Raw genomic sequence first — 20932 nt, forward strand, 5'->3', positions numbered from 1 at the left:
GGTATGATTCCTCATGGTGCCATTTTACATACGGGAGGAACAAAGTAATGAAAAAACGATTATGGTCAGCCGTGCTTGCTAGTACGTTAGCATTATCCGCATGCGGTTCATCTGACACAAATGAAGACGCTTCGAACAGCGAGAAGAAAGAAGATCAACAGGATGTGAATGTAAAAGCAGAGGTCATGGACTTTCAATTCTCATTAACGAACACCATTAACGATCACGATCTACCATTGTATACGTACGAACTTGCAAAGCTTCAAGAAGAAACTCCATCTGAGGAAGAGTTGGAGCAGTATAAGGAAGAAGCGCGCATGGCTGCTTCAGACGTATCGAACGCATTAGAGGAAGTCTCTGTACCAGATACGCTCTCTGAATACGAGGAAGAACTGCAAGCTGCCACGAATTCACTTCAAGATGCCTACCAAGCTTGGGGAGACAACCTTAGCGATGAAGCAGGACATGCATACGAACAATACGAAGCTTCCTTTAAAGAAGCGGAAGAAGCTCTTGGCAATGTGTATGTTGAACTTGGACTTACTGAGCCAAAGCTAACGAAGGAAGTTAGTGACCTTTAATCCACTCACCTAAACGAATGACAATGACCTACTATACAATATAATGAAACAAAAACAGGACTATACGATAGCCCTGTTTTTGTTTCATTCATTACATTCCCATAATAGCTGGTGTGATATATCCTTCAATTAACCCTGAAAGGACTAATAAAGGGAATACGACAAGAACGAATGACAAGAAACATTCCTTCACTGCTCTGAACCAGTGGATGGACTTCCGTTCTTCTGTAAAGAGTTTCTTAAAGGTGATGAGGCTAAAGTGAAAGCCTATGGCCGCAGCTAAGAAAATCGCAATCAGTTCGGTTATCCCATGTGGAAGAATCCCTTTCAGAAGCAACTCTCCTAGATTATCTCCCACATTCTGATAGTAGGCAGATAATACACTAATGGATAGGATTGTTGATACCGGAATAAAGTAAGGTACGATTAAGATTGGCACAATGCCAAGTACAACTGTTAATAAGGCGACACGTATGTTATTCGACATAATCCCCCACGCCGCTGTAAACGTACCAAAATCCTCTTCACTCAAATCAATTCTTTCCATCTGTTGTTGAATGGCTGCCATATAAGCATCGACTACATCGGGATTTGACAATAGCATATAGTAAGCGACAACCCCGAACACCATCGTTAGCACCATGCCAATGAGGAATGGCAACCGGTAACTTTCTTTAAATTTATCCCATTCATGTTTATACAATCGTTGCATATGTAACTCCTCCCTTAGAAGCATCTTCATGCTAGCATACGTTCTTGTCCAACTAAAGTTTCCTAAAACGGATCAAATAGTTGTTGAAGCTGAATTCCCTTCTCATATCCTCCTCGCTCATTTCTTCTAACCAACATCGCCTGATGCAGCTCTTCACGATCCATACCGTGATGATAAGCAAGCGCCTCAAGAATCAACATCATTTCTTGTAAATGCATAAGAGACGGTTCGTCTTCTACTTCTGCCATATAGTCCGTCCATACGTTGTTAATTTTTTTATGCAGTTGTTTAACATACTCTTTCTCTGGTAGAACTTGAGCTTCATAGACTTTCCCGATTGATGTAAGATGATTCAAATAGTGCTGAGACACCATTTCCTCCATACCCTTTGCCTGTGGATCGCGTTTGTGCTCGTGAACGAACAAGGCGTAGTGGCCTAGGTGGATGAAGTCGACAACATACCCTGCCTCTTGCCATCCTGCAGCTTGCGTATGACCTTTGTTACGTTCATTCGACCACCAAGATCGTAACCGATATGCAGAACGAGGTAGAGAAGATTCTAGAAGGTCTTCTATCTCCATAAAGGATAAATAATTTGAGACCTCGTCCTGCCAAGATAGATAATGACGGAGAGGTGCATACTTTGACTGTTCTTTACCCCCATAGTTCACGTAAGGTCGATTAGGCTCTTTGAAGTCAACCTCATGGTTAAGGTTGTCCCACACCGGTTGGTAGCGCCCCCTAAGAAATGGAGCTATATGCTCTCCCTCTTCGCTATAGTTGACGAACAACCAAATGGACTCACCTGAAGCAAAGGCTTCTTGGAAATGCATGTTGATTCGGCACGCTTCTTGGTCACCACCTCGACTTATATCCGCTTCAGTGATGTTCCCAATTCGGTCCGTTAAATAACCCCCTATATCCTCTATATACTGGACGAAGACAACGGTACGCCCTTTAATTAATACGATTGTACCCGCTACTTCTCTTAACGCTTCTTTCACAGAAAACCGACAGAAAGGTCCGCGACCGAAATGATGTAGCTCTTCAAGGGAGAGCGTGTTTTCTCTAAATGTATCCCTTTCGCTCTCTCTATCTTCCTGAATGACATCTGCAAACTGAAAGGTCAATCGGTCCAGCTTAATTTCCATTTGCACCTCTCCTCTACCATTTAGTTCTAGTATACTAGAAGACAGAAAGAGGCTAAAACAAAAAAGCCGCCGTAGCGACTTTTCACACGATTAGCATTTAACAAAAGCCGCTCCGACGATAATAAGCAAGATAAACAAGACAACAATGAGCACGAACTGGTTGCCATATCCGTAGCTCGGTTGAACCTGACCTCCACAACCTCCGTAGTAACCCATGGAAATACCCCCTTTAACCTGTATAGTTCTATTTGATTACAGAGGCTTAGTAGCCGCCATATCCATAACCACCGAGTGCAGCTGCTCCAACGATGATTAGAAGGATAAACAATACAACGATTAACGCAAAGCCTGCGCCGTAGCCGTATCCACCACTCATCTGTTTTCCTCCTTTCTCATTTCCAATGTTGAAGATTGACTCTTCCCTATACAGTATGTGAGATTCACTAAAGTGGAATGGCAAATGTCTAGTTCCTCACAAGATTTTGTGATTGAATCGGCTCCTATTACTAACGAAGTCGAATCCTAGTAGAAACCATATGGTCCGAATGCAACGATAGAAGTTAAGGCAATCCCGAAGGCTGCACCAAGTACGAACCCGCCAAAGAAATGACTTCCATGTCCCGGGCCGCCTCCAAGTCCACCTACAGGCTCTTGAAATGGGCGAATAAAGACGTGAGTTGGACTAACACGGTCAACCATACCACGGTGTACACGTCCTCGGTTGTCACGGATTTGAACTGGTTTCCCTACACAGCGTTTACAACGGTCATAATAAGGATGGTGTGACATCTTTCTACCTCCCTCTGTTAATGTGAGCACATGCTCCATTCTCGTTCTCTATCAGCGTATGTAGAAATTGTTTAATTGAATGGACAAATTACCTAGAGCACGCACCCAAAATAAAAAAGCGTGCACAAAAAGAGCACACGCATTAATCGATTTCGATTTTTCTCCCTTTCCGCTTTGGAAACTTAAGTTGTAGAATGCCGTCTTTATGCGTAGCTTTCATCTCTCTTACGACAACATTCTCAGGAAGTGTTAAGATTCGTTCATTGTATGAATGCGTTGCACTCATAAATCCTTCCCTTTCATTCTCCACCGTTTCTGATTTATCGACACTAAGTCGAATCCGGTTATCCGGCAAGGCTTCAATTACGATTTCATCTTTAGAGACCCCTGTAAGTTTCGTTTCTAAGATGTAATGGGTCTTTGTCTCGAACTCCTCAAACCGAATTCCTCCTCGGTTCGTTGGGTTAAAGAATTGATCAATTGACTGCATAACGGATTGACGTGGTGGCTGCCAAAGCAAATTATCAAAGAACTTCTGTTGACGTTCCATAAAGCGATCTAAATGATGGTTTGATGCCATTGACTTTCTCCCCTTTCTCTCACACTCTTGCTATTAACTTATGTGAAAGCCTTTAAGAGCGAGTAGGCGAATGTCTAAAAGCATCATCATTTTTAAAATTTTAGAACACTGAGTCGGTGTTCATAATGAAGCAATCTAAGCAATTGCCCAGGTTCCAAAAATAAAAATGCAAAAATTTTTGTGATGAACAATGCTATGTATGACAACCATGTAAGCGCTTTTCTATTTATCTGATTTATCAAAACTGTCTGAAATTTTAGAAATAACCTGTTGACCTTTCCTCAAAATGGTTTTAATATTGTCGTCAATCAAACATTTTCAGAAAGTTTGAAACGTTTATACCACACAACATTTAGGGAGAATTTATTCGTGATCTTCTGTCTCAACAATGACTAGAGATCCTTTTTCTTACCTTTAGCGCTTTATTGCTTTTATGCAAACGCACATTAAACTTACAAAGTAAAAATGAAATGAAAGGAGTGTTTAGTGTGAGCAGCCAATGGATTTATCTCAGCGGCCAATTTGTCAAGAAAGAAGAAGCCGTCGTATCCGTTTATGACCATGGGTTCTTATATGGAGATGGGGTGTTCGAAGGCATTCGTGCCTATAGCGGTAACGTCTTTAAGCTTGATGAACACGTAAATCGTCTCTTTGAATCTGCGCAATCCATTATGCTAATGGTCCCATACACAAAGGAGGAACTTAAACAGATTGTCGTCGACACGGTTAGAAAGAACAATTTATCTGATGCCTACATCCGTGTTGTCCTATCCCGTGGCGCTGGTAATCTTGGCCTAGACCCGGCCAGCTGCTCCGCACCGCGCTTGATTGTTATCGCGGAAGCACTCGCTTTATTCCCTAAAGAACTTTATGAACGAGGGTTAAGGCTAGGCTCAGTATCTACAAGACGCAACCGACCAGACGTGCTTAGTCCACAAGTGAAATCATTAAACTATTTAAATAATATTCTTGTGAAGCTAGAAGCCAATCAGGCTGGGGTCGATGAAGCCTTAATGTTAAACGACCAGGGTTACGTAACAGAAGGCTCCGCAGACAACATCTTCATCGTGAAGAATGGAGTTCTCTACACCCCTCCTGTCTATTTAGGTGCATTAGAAGGCGTAACGAGAAACGCCATCATTGATATCGCCAAGGAACAAGGCTATGAAGTTCGTCAAGATCCGTTCACAAGACATGATGTTTATGTTGCGGATGAAGTCTTTCTAACAGGTACGGCGGCTGAAGTTATTGCTGTCGTTGAAGTAGACCAACGGAAGATTGGAGACGGAACTCCAGGTCACGTAACGAATCATATGCTTAAATTGTTCCGTCAACTCGTTACGACAGACGGTGTTCAATGTTATCCAGAATCCCCTCAACGAGATGCTGTTGTTGGTTAGGAGGGCCTGAAGGTGAGAAGTAATACGATTAAGCAAGGAATCGACCGTGCCCCTCACAGGAGCTTGCTCCATGCCGCAGGGGTTAAAACGAAAGATTTAGGAAAGCCATTTATCGGTGTATGTAACTCTTACGTAGATATTATCCCTGGCCACCGCCATTTGAACAAATTCGCAGAAGTCGTGAAAGAAGAAATTCGGAAAGCTGGCGGCATTCCATTCGAATTCAATACGATTGGAGTCGATGATGGGATTGCCATGGGGCATATCGGAATGCGCTACTCCCTCCCAAGTCGGGAGATTATCGCAGATAGCGCTGAAACAGTCATCAATGCCCACTGGTTTGACGGTGTGTTCTACATCCCAAACTGTGACAAGATCACACCTGGCATGCTCATGGCAGCGGCACGAACGAACGTCCCTTCTGTCTTCGTCTCTGGCGGGCCAATGGAAGCAGGGAAATCCGCTTCAGGTGACAACCTTTCTCTCGTCTCTGTCTTTGAAGGCGTAGGAAAGTACAATCAAGGGTCTATGTCAGAAGACGAACTAACAGAACTGGAATCACTCGCTTGTCCAACTTGCGGGTCCTGTTCTGGAATGTTCACAGCCAATAGCATGAACTCCTTAATGGAAATGCTCGGCGTAACCGTTCCAGGCAATGCGACCATCGTAGCAACCTCTGATGAGCGCCATCAACTCATCAAGCAAGCTGCCAAGCACTTGATGAATGAGATTGAGAATGACATTAAACCTCGCGACATCATGACACGAGATGCATTTGATGATGCCTTTGCACTTGATATGGCCATGGGCGGCTCCACAAATACCGTCCTCCACACCTTGGCGATTGCTCAAGAAGCAGGTGTTGACTACAACTTAGAGCGCGTCAACCAAATCGCAGAGAAAGTTCCTTATTTGGCGAAGATCAGTCCTGCTTCCGATTACTCCATGCAGGATGTTCACGAAGCTGGCGGAGTAAGTGCCATTATTAATGAACTCTGTAAGATTGACGGCTTGCTCAATCGGGACCGAATCACCATTACTGGTGAATCCATCTCTCAGAATGTGAAGAACCACCACATTACCAATCACAATGTCATTCGACCGAAAGACGATCCATACAGTCCTGTAGGTGGGCTTTCCATCTTATTTGGCAACTTAGCTCCAGAAGGCTCCGTCGTTAAGGTAGGTGCGATTGACCCTTCCATTCGTTACTTTGAAGGAAAGGCGATTACCTTCAACTCACAAGATGAAGCCCAGAAGGGAATTGACGATGGAACCGTCCAATCCGGACACGTCGTGGTTATCCGATATGAAGGACCTAAAGGTGGTCCTGGAATGCCAGAAATGCTAGCCCCAACCTCCTCCATTGCAGGTCGAGGGCTCGACAAAGAAGTCGCCTTGATTACTGACGGACGCTTCTCAGGAGCAACACGAGGGATTTCCATTGGCCATATTTCACCAGAAGCCGCAGAAGGTGGAACCATCGCCTACATTCAGAATGATGACACCATCGTTATCGATCTTGAAAAGCGTAGCATTCACCTCGCGGTTGAGGAAGACGAATTGGAACGAAGACGTTCGGAGTGGACGCTAGAGCCACCGAAGATTACGACAGGCTATCTTGCTAAGTATTCGAAACTTGTGACTTCTGCCGGTACAGGTGGAATAATGAAAATTTAACACGTTACAACGTGATGACGGGAATAAAGGAACAAATCACTGTATTCACAGAGAGCCGGGGTTGCTGGAAGCCCGGAAATACAAGTTGTTCTGACATCATCCCTGAGCGCCCAACCGAACGGAATAGCCTATTAGGTTGAGCCAGGTGCCATACCAAAGCACCTGTTATCAAAACGAAGCACTCACTGCTTCCTAAGGCAGGTTCTACAACCTGCGAACAAGGGTGGTACCGTGAAAAGAGAGACCTTTTCACCCCTTACAATCGCTACAAAACTGTGCGATCTCGTATTGGGGGGAAGGGTCTTTTTTTATAAAAAATTTTAATCTAGGAGGGATTACAGGTGAAGGTAGAAGCAAAGTCGGCCACCGAAGCAGCCACGAAGCCAAAGACCGGTGCTGATCTGCTTGTGGAAGCGTTGATTAGTGAAGAAGTCCACACCATCTTTGGATATCCAGGAGGTGCTGTCCTCCCCATTTACGATTCACTTTATCGATATGAAGATGCGTTTCAGCACATTTTAACCCGACACGAGCAAGGCGCTATCCATGCTGCCGAAGGATTTGCACGCGTATCCGGAAAGCCTGGCGTCGTGATTGGCACGTCTGGACCTGGAGCAACCAACCTCATTACGGGTATTGCGGATGCCATGATGGACTCCCTACCTCTCGTTGTCTTTACCGGGCAAGTTGGCACAAACGTCATCGGCACGGACGCCTTTCAGGAAGCCGACGTTATGGGAATTACGACCCCAATTACGAAGCACAATTATCAAGTACGTTCTGTGAAGGACCTTCCACGAATCGTAAAGGAAGCGTTCCACATTGCTTCTACTGGACGCCCAGGACCCGTTCTGGTTGACATCCCTAAAGACATCTCAGCTGGCCCTTGTGCAGATTCCTACGATACAACGTTTCACTTGCAAGGTTACCAACCAAATGTGAAACCAAATCCCTTGCAAATACAGAAATTAACGGAAGCATTAGCCGTTTCACAGAAGCCTGTACTTCTTGCCGGAGCAGGTGTCGTCCACGGCAAAGCATCGGCAGAGCTAAAGAAATTTGCTGAGAAACACAAGCTTCCAGTTGTCACCACACTTCAAGGATTGGGAAGCTTCCCAGGCAGTCATCCCCTTTCACTCGGGATGGGTGGCATGCACGGGACCTATGCTGCGAATATGGCGCTCCATGAGTGTGACCTACTCATTAACATTGGCTCTCGATTTGACGATCGACTAACAGGGAACTTGGCTCATTTCGCTCCACGTGCGAAAGTAGCCCATGTGGATATTGACCCTGCAGAAATCGGAAAGATCATTAAGACACATATCCCAATCGTTGCTGATGCGAAAGCCGCCTTACAGCAATTAAACGGGGCGAGTTTCGCCTCGCCAGAACAACAGGAGTGGCTTGATTCACTTGCAAAGAACCAGGCAGATTACCCACTTTGGTACGCCAATCCAAAGGAACAACTCATCCCTCAATGGCTAACTGAGGCAGTATATAAAGTCACAGAAGGAGATGCCATTGTAACAACGGATGTAGGACAGCACCAAATGTGGGCAGCTCAATATTACTCCTTCGATGAACCGAATCGATGGGTTTCCTCTGGCGGGCTTGGAACAATGGGCTTTGGCTTCCCAGCTGCCATTGGTGCACAACTCGCTGAGCCAGACCAACAAGTTGTGGCAATCGTTGGGGACGGAGGATTTCAAATGACATTCCAAGAACTGTCCGTCCTCCATGAACTGAAACTCCCTATCAAGATTGTCATCGTGAATAACGAAGCCCTCGGAATGGTTCGTCAATGGCAAGAGAAGTTTTATGAACAGCGATTCTCTCAATCTTTGTTTCAATCACAGCCAGACTTTATCAAACTGGCAGAAGCATACGGCATAAAGGGAGTGAAGCTCGAGACACAAGAAGACTTGGTGAGTAAGTTGCCCACTCTCTTCGCATCTGATGAGCCCCTAGTGCTTGACTGCCGAGTCGTTCAAGCTGAGAATGTCTATCCTATGATTGCTCCAGGCAAAGGGCTTCATGAAATGATAGGAGTGAAACCATGAAGCGAATCATTACAGCAACCGTACAAAACCGAAGCGGAGTCCTCAACCGAGTCACAGGTCTCCTTCAAAAACGCCAATTCAACATCGAGAGCATCTCTGTTGGACGTACAGAAACAGAAGGCATTTCAAAAATGACCTTTGTTGTAGACGTGGAGGACCATCAGAAGTTAGAACAGCTGACGAAACAACTGCACAAACAAATTGATGTCTTGAAAGTGTCTGATATTACGGACAAAGCCATTGTCGCTCGGGAGCTTGCATTGATTAAAGTTGTGGCAAACGCCCAACAACGGAATGAACTTCAGACAATGATTGAACCATTTCGTGCATCTATCATCGATGTGAGCCGAGACAGCTTGACCGTCCAAGTAACAGGTAAGCCAGATAAGATCGAAGCCTTAATTGATTTACTCCGCCCATATGGGATTAAAGATTTAGCTCGCACCGGCGTGACTGCCTTCCTAAGAGGCCAACAACCCCATGTCGCCGAGCTAACGAATTATTCTCTTTTAAAATAAAAAGTCAAACTATTATGACAAAGGAAGGAAGATGAACATGACACAAGTATGGTACCAGAATGATATTCAAGAAGAGGTATTAAAACAAAAGAAAATCGCCATCATCGGCTATGGTTCTCAAGGACACGCACACGCTCAGAATCTTAAGGAATCAGGATTTGACGTCGTCGTTGGCTTACGAAAAGGCAAATCGTGGGACAAAGCAGTTGAAGATGGGCTAGAAGTTAAATCAGTCGCTGATGCCACTCGTGACGCGCAGGTCGTGATGATCCTTCTTCCTGACGAACACCAACCTAGCGTCTTCGAACAAGAAGTACGTCCGAACCTTCAAAGAGGCGATGCCCTAGCCTTCGCTCATGGCTTTAACGTTCACTTCAACCAAGTCGTTCCTCCTCAAGATGTAGACGTCTTCCTCGTCGCTCCGAAAGGCCCGGGTCATCTTGTACGACGGACCTTCACAGAAGGAGCAGGTGTACCTTCTCTATTCGGGGTCGAACAAGATGTAACCGGTGAATGTACTAAGCTCGCTCTCGCCTATGCCAAAGGAATTGGTTCAGGTCGTGCCGGTGTACTTGAAACAACGTTCCAAGAAGAAACGGAAACAGATCTCTTCGGTGAACAAGCGGTCCTCTGTGGTGGGCTTTCAAGCCTTGTAAAGGCTGGATTTGAGACGTTGACAGAAGCCGGATACCAGCCTGAGGTTGCCTACTTTGAATGTATGCATGAATTAAAGCTTATTGTGGACCTCATGTATGAAGGTGGACTTGAGAACATGCGTTATTCCATTTCCGACACAGCCCAGTGGGGAGATTTCGTATCTGGGAAACGCATTGTGAACGAAGATACGAAATCTCGCATGAAAGACGTACTAACAGATATTCAGAATGGCACATTTGCGAAAGGTTGGATTCTTGAGAATCAAGTCAACCGTCCGCAGTTCAATGCAATCAATACGAAAGAGAACAATCATCAAATCGAGCAAGTAGGACGTGAGCTTCGTGAATTGATGCCGTTCGTTAAACAACCAGCCAAGCCGAAGAAGGATGTGGTAACGCATGGCTCACGTTAATATCTTCGACACGACGCTTCGTGATGGAGAACAATCTCCTGGGGTCAATTTGAACGGTCTTGAGAAGCTTGAAATCGCCAAACAGTTAGAACGTCTTGGAGTTGACATTATGGAAGCAGGATTCCCTGCTTCCTCCAAGAACGAATTCGACTCGGTGAAGACGATTGCCCAAACGATACGAACGAGTTCTGTAACCGGATTGGCTCGTGCGAAGAAGTCAGATATTGATACAGCATGGGAGGCACTCAACTATGCCGCTGAACCTCGGCTGCATATCTTCCTTGCCACTTCCCCTATCCACATGACCCATAAATTAAAAAAGACACCTGAGGAAGTAATCGAAACTGCGGTAGAGATGGTGTCGTATGCGAGGGAACGATTCCCACAAGTGGAATGGTCGGCAGAAGACGCCTGCCGCTCAGATCTCGACTTTCTAGCTACGATCATCGAACGAGTCATTGATGCAGGAGCCACCGTCATCAACCTTCCAGATACGGTCGGGTATACAACTCCCGAAGAATACGGATTCCTCTTCCGCTACATGCGTGAGAACGTTCCAAATATTGACCGTGTTTCCCTTTCTGCCCACTGCCACGATGATCTTGGTATGGCGGTTGCCAATTCTCTCGCAGCCATCGAGAACGGCGCTACACAAGTTGAAGGAACGATCAATGGCATTGGTGAACGCGCTGGAAATGCCTCTCTAGAAGAGATTGCTGTTGCTCTTAAAATCCGGGGAGATAAGCTCCCTTACACAACCAACCTTGTCCTTCACGAACTGAAGCGAACAAGCGATATGGTCAGCAAATTTACTGGCATGAAGGTTCCTGGTAACAAAGCCGTGGTTGGCGCTAACGCATTTGCCCATGAATCAGGAATCCATCAGGACGGGGTGCTTAAGAATGCATCAACCTATGAAATTATTACCCCTGAACTTGTAGGAGTAAAGGCTAACAATCTAGTCCTTGGTAAACATTCAGGTCGCCACGCTTTCAAAGATAGAACGATTGCACTTGGCTATGACCTAACAGAAGCTCAAATTTCAGAAGGGTTCAAGCAATTTAAGCTTCTGACAGATAAGAAGAAAGAAGTAACAGACGATGACTTGTTCACGATTCTTGTCGATCTACAGACGAAGAACGAAGATATCTCTCAATATGAGCTTCAAGCCTTTCAAGTCCACTACGGTTCTGGTAATCGTCCATCAGCTACTGTTGCCCTCCGTAAACCTGATGGCAACGTCGTGGAAACAGCGGGCATTGGCCAAGGAAGTGTAGAGGCCATCTACAACACGATGGAAGCCCTCATTTCTGAGAAGATTGTCTTAACGGACTACTCTCTTCACTCTGTTGGCGAAGGACGTGACGCATTGGCTGAAGTCTACGTTCGCTTAAATGTACAAGACACGCCAGTTAGCGGTCGCGGAGCTGCGCAAGATGTATTAGAAGCTTCTGCACAAGCATTTCTCAATGCTGTCAACCGCGTCTATGTCAATCAATTTCTAGCACAGAAAGACCAAGTACAACTATAAGGAGGATTTCTATGAAGAAGATAATTGCACTCCTTCCAGGGGACGGCATTGGGGAAGAAGTCATCCAGTCCGCGAAACAAGTCTTGCAGACTGTCGCCAAACAATTTGGCCATTCATTCGTGTTTCCATCCTACGATATTGGCGGGGTAGCCATTGACAGGCACAACACTCCTCTCCCTGAAGAAACCATCGCAGAATGTAAAGGTTCGGACGCTGTCCTATTAGGAGCAGTCGGTGGACCCAAATGGGATCAAAACCCTTCCCACCTTCGCCCTGAAAAAGGACTCCTTGGCATCAGGAAGCAACTCGGTCTATTTGCAAATCTTAGACCCGTTAAAGGATTCCCGGAATTGCTTCATGCATCTCCGTTAAAGGAGGAAGTCGTAAAAGGCAGTGACCTACTCATCGTTCGAGAATTAACCGGCGGCCTCTACTTCGGGACACCAAGTGAACGACGGGACGGAGGAAGATCTGTCGTCGACACTTTAAGCTATGAACGGTATGAAATTGAACGGATTGTCGACAAGGCTTTCCAAAGTGCCAAGCTCAGAAGAAACCACCTTACCTCTGTAGACAAAGCAAATGTACTTGAATCCAGTAAACTATGGCGGGAAATTGTTGATAAAAAGGCTGCTGAATATCCTGAGGTGACGGTCGAGCACCAACTCGTGGATGCTGCTGCTATGAAGCTAATTACTAATCCTACTGCTTTCGACGTCATCGTTACGGAAAATATGTTCGGCGACATTCTATCAGATGAAGCCTCTGTACTAACAGGCTCGCTTGGTATGCTTCCATCGGCAAGCCTTCGAGAAGACGGCTTAGGGTTGTATGAACCCGTTCACGGTTCTGCACCAGACATCGCTGGTAAAGGGGTAGCTAATCCACTAGCGACAATCCTCTCCTCCGCTCTAATGCTCCGTCATTCTTTCGGATTAGAAGAAGAAGCGTTGGCAGTTGAAGAAGCCGTTCGCGTTGTGATTGAACAAGGCTATCACACTGCTGACCTTTCAATTAGCAATGGATTTATTGTGAACACAACCGAAATGACATCTCACATTATCGAACAACTTACTTCTCAAGATGCAATGACAAGTATTCAAAGTTGTTACGTGTAAGGAGGAATACGATGGTACCAGAAACAATCGTCGAGAAAATTTGGAAGAAACACGTCGTTCATGAAGAAACAGAAAAGCCAGACCTCTTATATATTGACCTCCACCTTGTTCATGAGGTCACATCACCACAAGCCTTTGAAGGGCTTCGCTTGAAAGGGCGGACGGTACGACGCCCAGAACGAACGTACGCCACGATGGATCATAATGTGCCCACAAAAGACCGCTATAACGTACGAGACCAAGTGTCGAAGAAGCAGATGGATACACTGAAAGAAAATTGTACCGAGTTTGGAATACCGCTTGCCGATATTCACCATCCGGATCAAGGGATTGTTCACGTCATTGGCCCAGAGCTCGGGCTGACGCAACCTGGAAAGACAATCGTGTGTGGAGACAGTCACACTTCTACTCATGGGGCGTTCGGGGCCTTAGCATTCGGAATTGGAACGAGTGAAGTTGAACATGTACTCGCCACACAGACCCTTTGGCAAGCTAAGCCAAAGACTTTAAACGTAAAGGTGAATGGGGGACTAGGAACAGGTGTAACTGCGAAGGACTTAATTCTTGCCATCATCGGCAAATACGGCGTCCGCTTTGGAACAGGATACGTCATCGAATACACGGGAGATGCAATTCGTAATCTCTCCATGGAAGAACGCATGACGGTTTGCAACATGTCAATTGAAGCAGGAGCGCGTGCAGGGTTGATTAGTCCAGATCATACAACAGTCGAGTACTTGAAAGGCAAACGTCACGTCCCAGAGGGTGAAGCGTTCGAACAGTTGAAAGATCAGTGGCTTAGTCTAGCCACCGATGAGGGGGCTAAGTATGATGCTACTGTTACCATTGAAGCAAACGAAGTAGAGCCGCAAGTAACATGGGGAACGAACCCCGGAATGTGCCTACCAGTAAGTGCGAATGTCCCCCACCCTGAAGACCAAGAAACAGAAGCTACTAAGAACGAAGTGCAACATGCCTTAACGTATATGGGACTGCATGGAGGTCAACCAATCTCTTCTATTTCCATTGACCATGTCTTCATCGGGTCTTGTACCAACTCAAGGTTAAGTGACTTGAGAAAAGCAGCAAGTATCGTGAAAGGCAGACATGTCCACCCGAGCGTCACTGCAATTGTCGTTCCTGGATCGATGAGCGTGAAGCTGCTCGCAGAAGCAGAAGGTCTTGACCTTGTGTTCAAGGAAGCAGGATTCCAATGGCGGGAAGCAGGCTGTAGCATGTGCTTGGCAATGAACGATGATGTCATCCCACCAGGTGAACGATGTGCTTCTACATCAAATCGAAATTTCGAAGGGCGTCAGGGAAATGGCGCAAGAACACACCTTGTCAGTCCAGAGATGGCTGCCGCTGCTGCAATTGAAGGCCACTTTGTTGATGTCCGTCACACCGTAACCCCTACACTTCAACCATAGGAGGAAGATTCACATGGAGGCCATTCAGACTCATACTGGGCTCGTCTACCCACTTAATCGCTCGAACGTAGACACAGACCAGATTATCCCGAAACAATTCCTGAAACGGATTGAACGTCAAGGGTTTGGTAAATACTTGTTTTATAACTGGCGCTTTGACGAATCTGGTCGCTTGAGAGATGATTTCACATTAAATGATACAAAGTATGACGATGCTTCGATTCTCGTCGCTTGGGAGAATTTTGGGTGCGGTTCTTCAAGAGAGCACGCTCCTTGGGCATTGCTTGATTATGGGTTCAAAGTCATTATCGCCCCTAGCTTTGCCGACATTTTCTACAACAACTGTTTCAAGAACGGAATCCTTCCCATCAAGCTTAAAGAATCAGAATGTGAGCACCTATTAAAGAAAGGTGAAGAAGAAGCGTATCGCATTCATATTGATCTGCCGAACCAAGAAGTGACAGATTCAGAAGGATTTCAAGCATCCTTCCAGCTCTCTTTGTATTACAAAGAAATGCTATTAAACGGATGGGATGAAATTGCTGTTACGTTAACGCTAGCAGATGAAATTCATCACTATGAAACGAAAACAAACAAATTAGGAGTGTGAATCCATTGGGAATTGCGTAACTGGAACACAAATCACAGAAGCGATGAATCATTTAAACGGGGTGGTTCATCGCACCCCTCTTACCACATCAGAAACGATTAACAAACTAACAGGTAAAGAAGTCTATTTAAAACAAGAGAACCAGCAGAAGACAGGCGCATTTAAAGTAAGAGGTGCGACCTACAAAATTTCGAAATTAACGAAAGATGAGGCCAGAAGAGGGGTTATTGCCGCATCAGCAGGAAATCATGCACAAGGAGTTGCCCTTGCCGCCACTAAGAGAGGAATAGATGCGAAAATCTTTATGCCAGAGCACACTCCTAGAGCCAAGGTTCAAGCAACTGAGGGCTATGGAGCAAAGGTAATCTTAACTGGGGAATCGTTTCAAGAAGCGTATCAAGCAGCATTAGAGGAACAAATTCAAGCACGGAGTCCGTTCCTCCATCCCTTTGATGATGGAGACGTTATCGCCGGTCAAGGGACCATTGCGTTGGAGATGCTCTCTCAACAACCTAACCTTGATACGTTAATCGTTCCGATTGGCGGAGGTGGTCTAATTAGCGGGATGGCCGTAGCTGCCAAAAGCTTGAAGCCTTCCATTCGAATCATTGGAGTTCAAGCTACAGGTGCATCCGCCATGTATAACCGCTTCTATCAGAAAGGAGCTCCTTCCTTACAGCATGTTTCTACGATTGCTGACGGCATTGCTGTGAAGCAACCAGGGGAACTAACTTCCCAACATATTCGCCACTTTGTCGATGAGATTATGACGGTATCAGATGAAGAGATAGCGAGCGCCATGATTTATTTATTAGAGCGACATAAATCGCTCGTAGAGGCTTCTGGAGCGGCTGCACTGGCGCCTCTCCTCTCCCATCGCTTATCCGGTCGCTCTAAGCGTTGCGGGATTGTCATTAGTGGAGGGAACATGGATGTTTCGAAGATTCCAATGATCCAGCAACTTGCACAGACGCCCATCCAAAAGAGAATACTAGCTTAAGCTATCCCCCCTTCAGCCTCACTAAGCTGAAGGGGGATTTTACGTTACAAGACCCTCAAGAAAAAAAAAACACACTCGCCCTCCACTCTCGTCCATACCAAATCCCCCTTCTCCCCATATAGTAAAAACAAAGGACCACACATCCTTTTAATCGGAAAGAGAGCCGAATCTGGCATTCCCCCTTTCGTATCGTCCAAACGTGGCTCTCTTTCTATCCTTTCTTTCTTTTCTGTTGAGTGAAGCATCGTTCACTAAACTTCACTCCTTTTTTGGAGTAGGCAACCGTCTAATTTCCTTCATCTTGTTGCCCTCCGTGGATCGGTACGCATATCGTAATAAAAAAAGGTAACAGGTGATTGTCTATGGCAAAAAAGGATGGCGAGCTTAACTCAAAAAAATTATTAGATGTGCTAAAGTATTCCTTTGAAGAAAGCGAACGAAATGCACAGATTACACCTAAAGAACTTATTCAAAAAATGATTTATAAATTAACCAAATAGCCCTTATGGGATTAAATTGACCATTGCTGGTTATGTCAATAAATAGAGACGCGAGACATGACGAAGCGACTGCAATGTGAAGAGCAGGATTCCATTCTTGCTTCAACTATAAATGAGTGAAAAAAGCATACTCGCAGTAGTCTGCTCAGGCTGTCGAGAAAGTCTCGGCAGCCTTTCTATATTTCTCTGATTCTTATAGTTCACCGCGTTGATTCGTTATAACTTATAAATGAATTGTGATTTGATGTTTCAATCCAATTCTAAACGCCAAAATGAAATAGAAATGGTCACCATTGAAGAGCTAGTCCCAAAAGACCATCTCCTTTGTAAAGTAAACCACTACATAGACATTTCTTTCATTCCTGAAAACGTTCATCCTTACTAATCCGAAGACAATGGGGCTTATTGCGGAAAAAGCCATGGAAAAACGGGCGATACGAGACACCGCAGTGTGGGTTTTACGAGGAGGCTCGGGCGTTCGTGCGCGGAAAGCGAGTGGGATTCGCGCGCACGATCCACACAAAACAAGCCTGCAGAAAAGCACGGGGTTTCTCTACAAGCTGAGGAGACTACTGCTAGTCTTCTTTTTCTATTCATTTGACGTCAGGATGTTTCATACAGTAATACATATGACCAATGAGATCGGAGCGTGATTCCATGACGTCAACACCAACCGTTTCAATCATTTTCCCTGCAAAGAATGAAGGAGAGAATGTAAGAAAGACGTTACAATCGTTGTATGAGGTTAAAACGCACGTTACGTTCGAAGCCATTGTCGTAGATGATGCATCTTCTGACCGTTGCTGCGAATTTCTTACCGATCCTGCTTCTCCATATTCAGCTGTTACATGCGTGAGGACCGATGGAGTTGGAGCTGCGAATGCTAGAAATGTAGGTGCCGAACATGCGAAAGGTTCCTATTATGTGTTCTGTGATGCCCATGTCTCTTTCGAAGATTGGTGGCTCGACCGACTCCTGCGTCCAATCTTACTGAAGAAAACAGATGCCATTTGCCCAGCGATTGCCTCGACATCTAATGCTAAATCCATCGGCTATGGCATGTCTTTGAAGCCTGATTTAAGTGTCCTTTGGAACAAAGAGCAACCCTCACTGTTTGAGACGCCTATATTACCAGGTGGGTGTCTCATGATGGCAGCAGATGTCTTCCATGCGATCGGTGGGTTTGAGCGTGGGTTTCGACGGTGGGGTCATGAAGACGTCGAAATCTCAATCAAACTCTGGCTATTCGGCTATCGATGTAGCTGTGAACCGTCGGTTACGATCTTACATGTCTTCCGCAAGAAGCAGCCCTACGCCATATCCCAAACGCACGTCGATTACAATTTAATTCGCATGGCCTATTCTCACTTTAACGTACTCCGGATCAAGAGGTGTTTGAAGCTACTAAAGCATAGCGATCCAACTCAGGTGAAACAGGATGTAATAAATCATGGCGCGCTTGAACAGCGTCAACAGTATGAAGCGTTACGAAAACACAACGATTCTTGGTTCTTCTCTAAATTTAGCATTCCCTTCTAATCAATCTGAACATGAAAAGACGTAACCTTAAAGGCTACGTCTTTTCTTATGGGAAATTCAAGCCATGATGAGCTTTCAAGTATTGGTCAGCCTCTTTCATATGCTGATCACTTCTTAGATTGGTGGCAGGTACAGGAATTGGTTTATGAATTGCCTCGGCATCTCGAACAACTACGGTTTGGTTCGCGTTCAACTTCTTCAAATTCATAAAGAAAATCGCATCATCTCGTGTAAAGGTTGGAGGAATTTGAGCCTGCGGCAAGAGTGCCTTTCCTCGGAGGGCAATGCATCCAATTGGTCCCCAGTCCGTGAACATATATTTGTTCGTAATGACCTGATTTTCCGTTCGATATAAGTACCCATTTCGAACAGAAAAGTTTGTACCTGCTATTTCAATGTCACGATTACGATTTCGAACAATCCCAGTATACACATGATAGTTCGGAAATTGCCCCATCGCTGTTATAACAGCCTCGACCCACCCCTTCTTTAACTGCATATCATCATCAAGGGAGATAACGATAGGGTGCTTTGATTTCGCCCGCTCGAACAAGATATGTCGACCGCCTCCACAACCAAGATGGACCTTTGAATGTTCGTTGGAGTCATTTAGAACGACTAGTTCGATATCTGGACGACGGTTGCGGTCAATGATGTTACGAATTCTCTTATACAAAGGAGCAGCTAAATCATTGTAAATGTATAAGGTAAACGGCCGCTTCGTATCCTTACACAAGGAAGCTACTGTAAATTCCAAGACCTTCTCCCTTGTAGCCGTGGTCGAAATGATGATTCCTATTGTATTCTTCTTCATAAGACACCTCCATCAGATGCTAGGTTACTTCACGACAGTTCAGGTACGACCGCTCGTTCATACACAAGCAGTCAGCACCTGATTCCTTCTCTATCCTATTCAAGAACATCTATTTGGAACCTACCTCAAATAAACTCCCACGATCATCTCTTATGTTCTCTTCATAACGGCTCCGAAGGTTTCTGCAACTAAGCAATCATCCCATTCAATCCCATATCTGCGGCACACTTCCCTTCCCTCTTCAATCGGCGGACGGGAAAAGAGTTTATATAAATCACCGGTTTTAGAAGGGCGGGTGTGCTTCATCATAACAGCGTCTACAATGGCAATTCTATCTTTAGGTACGCCCATTATCCTTGGCCATGTAAAGTCAAGGCCAAACCCCGAGAAGCTTTCCTTAAACGTCTCTAAGCATGTGTTAAGACCCGTTCGGTTAAAGGCTGGTGCCATAATCTCAGCAAAATTTGTATAACGTAGCACGTGTGCGGGTTGATTCGCCGTAATCTTCCAACCACCAATATAAGAATCACGGGTAAGGGATGGCTGGGAGAGCCAGAGGTCATATTTCTCAATCAAAGAGAAATATGTGGTAATTGACCCGCTATCCATATGAATATCATCATCAGGAATCCAGACCGCTTCATAATCACTTAGCTTTGGGCCAAGTTGTTTTAGCGCATAATAGGTATTCTGAAATTTCGTACCTTGTCGTTCCCAGTAATAATCACACTCATTCTTATAGCGATTTGGCGTATTGCCGTAATAAACAAGCGCCAAGTCGAACTGTTTGGTGATTCTTGGGGAGACCCAATTCTTGTGCAAGGATTGGTCTCCTACACTCGATATGACGAGATAACGATTTGGCATAGTGTTCTCCTCCCTATACACGGTGAACGGAATATATGGCATTTAGTCCATAGGTTTCAAGGGGCATTTCCCACTTTAACTTCCGCTCCCCTAAGTGGTAGCATGCAATTCTAGTTGGTTCCTTTCCATAATCGCCATCCCATACCCATACACCATTCTGCTTAATTTTCTTTGGTCGAATCCGTGTAAACGCAACAATAATCTCTTGAGGATTGATGACTTCGATGCCTCTGCACCACCCTAACTCACGCTGATGTCCTTCAAATTCATTTAGGTCATAGACTTGTCGTTCATTCATCCCAGACTTCCGAATGGTGATGACTTTCCCATCAGTCTGCGTGAAATAAAGATGGTCTCCGTAATGGATTCCATCGTGAATGTACGTGGTGCCGACGGGGATTGTTTTCGTTGGGTCGTCTACACATGCCAAGTCGTGCTGAAGACAGCGGGTTACCCAAATTTCTCCGTTCATTTCGACGCCATAATTTGGGTGAGAGACGTGAGGCTTCGTGGATGGGACTTTACGATAATCTACGTTCGGGTCAAACCATTTCCAAGGATCTACTCCTAACACATTCCACTCCCGTACGACCTGACCAATCTTGTTCATTTCAACGACCATTTCAAGTCCTGTATTCACAACAAGTAAGTTCCCATTCCGAAGGGGACGTACGTGGTGGACATCATTAAACCGAGGGAGTGAAACGTAATGTACCCTGTTAAAAGAAGGGAGTTCATAGACAAGCACTTCTGTCGTAGTCGGCACATACATATGCCCGCCCTCGACCGTAGCTGCCGTAAAGGAATAAGACGGCTTCTCCTCAGCTACGACCCTTCTAGGTGATGTGTATTCCACACAGGGCGTAACCTTTCCGTTCTGAGAATTCACTTTGACAATCACGCCTTTTTTATATTGCTGCCAATCTTTTAAGACGCCGTTTTTCTGTTGAGCTCCTACTACATACCATTCCGACATAGGT

Annotated in this window: 23 protein-coding genes; 14 read left to right on the forward strand and 9 right to left on the reverse strand. The window is 45.3% G+C overall.

The features are described from left to right. The first annotated feature begins 47 nt into the window (after nt 1-47). Nucleotides 48-581, forward strand: a complete 534-nt coding sequence (locus H513_RS0108650) for a hypothetical protein (RefSeq protein ID WP_026800391.1) — start codon at nt 48-50, stop codon at nt 579-581. Nucleotides 582-672: 91 nt separating this feature from the next. Here H513_RS0108650 and H513_RS0108655 read toward each other — a convergent pair whose 3' ends face one another. The 6 genes from H513_RS0108655 to H513_RS0108680 form a co-directional block, all read right to left on the reverse strand. Continuing rightward, complete coding sequence (locus tag H513_RS0108655; protein ID WP_026800392.1) at nt 673-1293, reverse strand: stage II sporulation protein M; 621 nt, start codon at nt 1291-1293, stop codon at nt 673-675. Between the two features lie 62 nt (nt 1294-1355). Continuing rightward, nucleotides 1356-2444, reverse strand: coding sequence for a DUF7662 domain-containing protein (locus tag H513_RS20850; RefSeq protein WP_051239812.1), 1089 nt, complete (start codon nt 2442-2444; stop codon nt 1356-1358). A gap of 90 nt (nt 2445-2534) precedes the next feature. Continuing rightward, entirely contained in the window at nt 2535-2660 is a 126-nt protein-coding gene (locus H513_RS21215; protein ID WP_081658233.1) for a YjcZ family sporulation protein, read from the reverse strand. 46 nt (nt 2661-2706) lie between these two features. Next, nucleotides 2707-2820, reverse strand: coding sequence for a YjcZ family sporulation protein (locus tag H513_RS21220; protein WP_081658234.1), 114 nt, complete (start codon nt 2818-2820; stop codon nt 2707-2709). 146 nt (nt 2821-2966) lie between these two features. After that, complete coding sequence (locus tag H513_RS0108675; protein WP_026800394.1) at nt 2967-3233, reverse strand: hypothetical protein; 267 nt, start codon at nt 3231-3233, stop codon at nt 2967-2969. Between the two features lie 142 nt (nt 3234-3375). Beyond that, complete coding sequence (locus H513_RS0108680; protein WP_026800395.1) at nt 3376-3813, reverse strand: Hsp20/alpha crystallin family protein; 438 nt, start codon at nt 3811-3813, stop codon at nt 3376-3378. A gap of 488 nt (nt 3814-4301) precedes the next feature. Here H513_RS0108680 and ilvE point away from each other — a divergent pair, with 488 nt between their 5' ends. The 13 genes from ilvE (at nt 4302) to H513_RS0108745 (ending at nt 18271) form a co-directional block, all read left to right on the forward strand. Then, a complete protein-coding gene (ilvE, locus tag H513_RS0108685) occupies nt 4302-5213 on the forward strand; it encodes a branched-chain-amino-acid transaminase (protein ID WP_026800396.1) in 912 nt (303 codons plus the stop codon). 12 nt (nt 5214-5225) lie between these two features. Next, a complete protein-coding gene (gene ilvD / locus H513_RS0108690; RefSeq protein WP_026800397.1) occupies nt 5226-6893 on the forward strand; it encodes a dihydroxy-acid dehydratase in 1668 nt (555 codons plus the stop codon). 11 nt (nt 6894-6904) lie between these two features. Beyond that, nucleotides 6905-7033, forward strand: coding sequence for a hypothetical protein (locus H513_RS22160; RefSeq protein WP_267879642.1), 129 nt, complete (start codon nt 6905-6907; stop codon nt 7031-7033). 201 nt (nt 7034-7234) lie between these two features. Next, complete coding sequence (gene ilvB, locus H513_RS0108695) at nt 7235-8956, forward strand: acetolactate synthase large subunit (RefSeq protein WP_026800398.1); 1722 nt, start codon at nt 7235-7237, stop codon at nt 8954-8956. Further along, nucleotides 8953-9474: an acetolactate synthase small subunit gene (gene ilvN, locus H513_RS0108700; protein ID WP_026800399.1), complete on the forward strand. Its 522-nt coding sequence runs from the start codon at nt 8953-8955 to the stop codon at nt 9472-9474. Before ilvB ends, ilvN begins: the two co-directional genes overlap by 4 nt. A 37-nt stretch (nt 9475-9511) precedes the next feature. Next, nucleotides 9512-10543, forward strand: coding sequence for a ketol-acid reductoisomerase (gene ilvC, locus H513_RS0108705; RefSeq protein ID WP_026800400.1), 1032 nt, complete (start codon nt 9512-9514; stop codon nt 10541-10543). Next, the gene (locus H513_RS0108710; protein WP_026800401.1) at nt 10530-12074 is read left to right on the forward strand and encodes a 2-isopropylmalate synthase; all 1545 of its coding nucleotides are present in this window, start codon (nt 10530-10532) and stop codon (nt 12072-12074) included. The genes ilvC and H513_RS0108710 overlap by 14 nt, the downstream gene beginning before the upstream one ends. Before the next feature lie 11 nt (nt 12075-12085). After that, nucleotides 12086-13192 carry a 3-isopropylmalate dehydrogenase gene (gene leuB, locus H513_RS0108715; protein ID WP_026800402.1) on the forward strand — a complete coding sequence of 369 codons (1107 nt, stop codon included), beginning with the start codon at nt 12086-12088 and terminating at the stop codon, nt 13190-13192. Between the two features lie 11 nt (nt 13193-13203). Beyond that, the gene (gene leuC, locus H513_RS0108720; protein ID WP_036769675.1) at nt 13204-14622 is read left to right on the forward strand and encodes a 3-isopropylmalate dehydratase large subunit; all 1419 of its coding nucleotides are present in this window, start codon (nt 13204-13206) and stop codon (nt 14620-14622) included. 13 nt (nt 14623-14635) lie between these two features. After that, nucleotides 14636-15232, forward strand: a complete 597-nt coding sequence (gene leuD / locus H513_RS0108725; protein ID WP_026800404.1) for a 3-isopropylmalate dehydratase small subunit — start codon at nt 14636-14638, stop codon at nt 15230-15232. A 43-nt stretch (nt 15233-15275) separates the two neighbouring features. Further along, the gene (gene ilvA / locus H513_RS0108730) at nt 15276-16232 is read left to right on the forward strand and encodes a threonine ammonia-lyase (RefSeq protein WP_026800405.1); all 957 of its coding nucleotides are present in this window, start codon (nt 15276-15278) and stop codon (nt 16230-16232) included. Between the two features lie 362 nt (nt 16233-16594). Further along, entirely contained in the window at nt 16595-16732 is a 138-nt protein-coding gene (locus tag H513_RS21565; RefSeq protein WP_154655214.1) for a hypothetical protein, read from the forward strand. 657 nt (nt 16733-17389) lie between these two features. Next, nucleotides 17390-18271 (forward strand): glycosyltransferase family 2 protein, encoded by an 882-nt coding sequence (locus H513_RS0108745; protein ID WP_026800407.1) that lies wholly within the window; start codon nt 17390-17392, stop codon nt 18269-18271. A gap of 46 nt (nt 18272-18317) precedes the next feature. Here the strand turns inward: H513_RS0108745 and H513_RS0108750 are convergent, their stop codons facing one another. The 3 genes from H513_RS0108750 to H513_RS0108760 all read right to left on the reverse strand — a co-directional run bounded on the left by H513_RS0108750 (nt 18318) and on the right by H513_RS0108760 (nt 20928). Then, nucleotides 18318-19085 carry a glycosyltransferase gene (locus tag H513_RS0108750; protein ID WP_026800408.1) on the reverse strand — a complete coding sequence of 256 codons (768 nt, stop codon included), beginning with the start codon at nt 19083-19085 and terminating at the stop codon, nt 18318-18320. A gap of 150 nt (nt 19086-19235) precedes the next feature. Continuing rightward, nucleotides 19236-19952 carry a DUF707 domain-containing protein gene (locus H513_RS19875; RefSeq protein ID WP_051239814.1) on the reverse strand — a complete coding sequence of 239 codons (717 nt, stop codon included), beginning with the start codon at nt 19950-19952 and terminating at the stop codon, nt 19236-19238. A 13-nt stretch (nt 19953-19965) separates the two neighbouring features. Continuing rightward, nucleotides 19966-20928, reverse strand: coding sequence for a hypothetical protein (locus tag H513_RS0108760; protein WP_026800409.1), 963 nt, complete (start codon nt 20926-20928; stop codon nt 19966-19968). Nucleotides 20929-20932: the final 4 nt, after the last annotated feature.

The organism is Pontibacillus halophilus JSM 076056 = DSM 19796 (assembly GCF_000425205.1).
GTDB classification, from domain to species: Bacteria; Bacillota; Bacilli; order Bacillales; family BH030062; genus Pontibacillus_A; species Pontibacillus_A halophilus.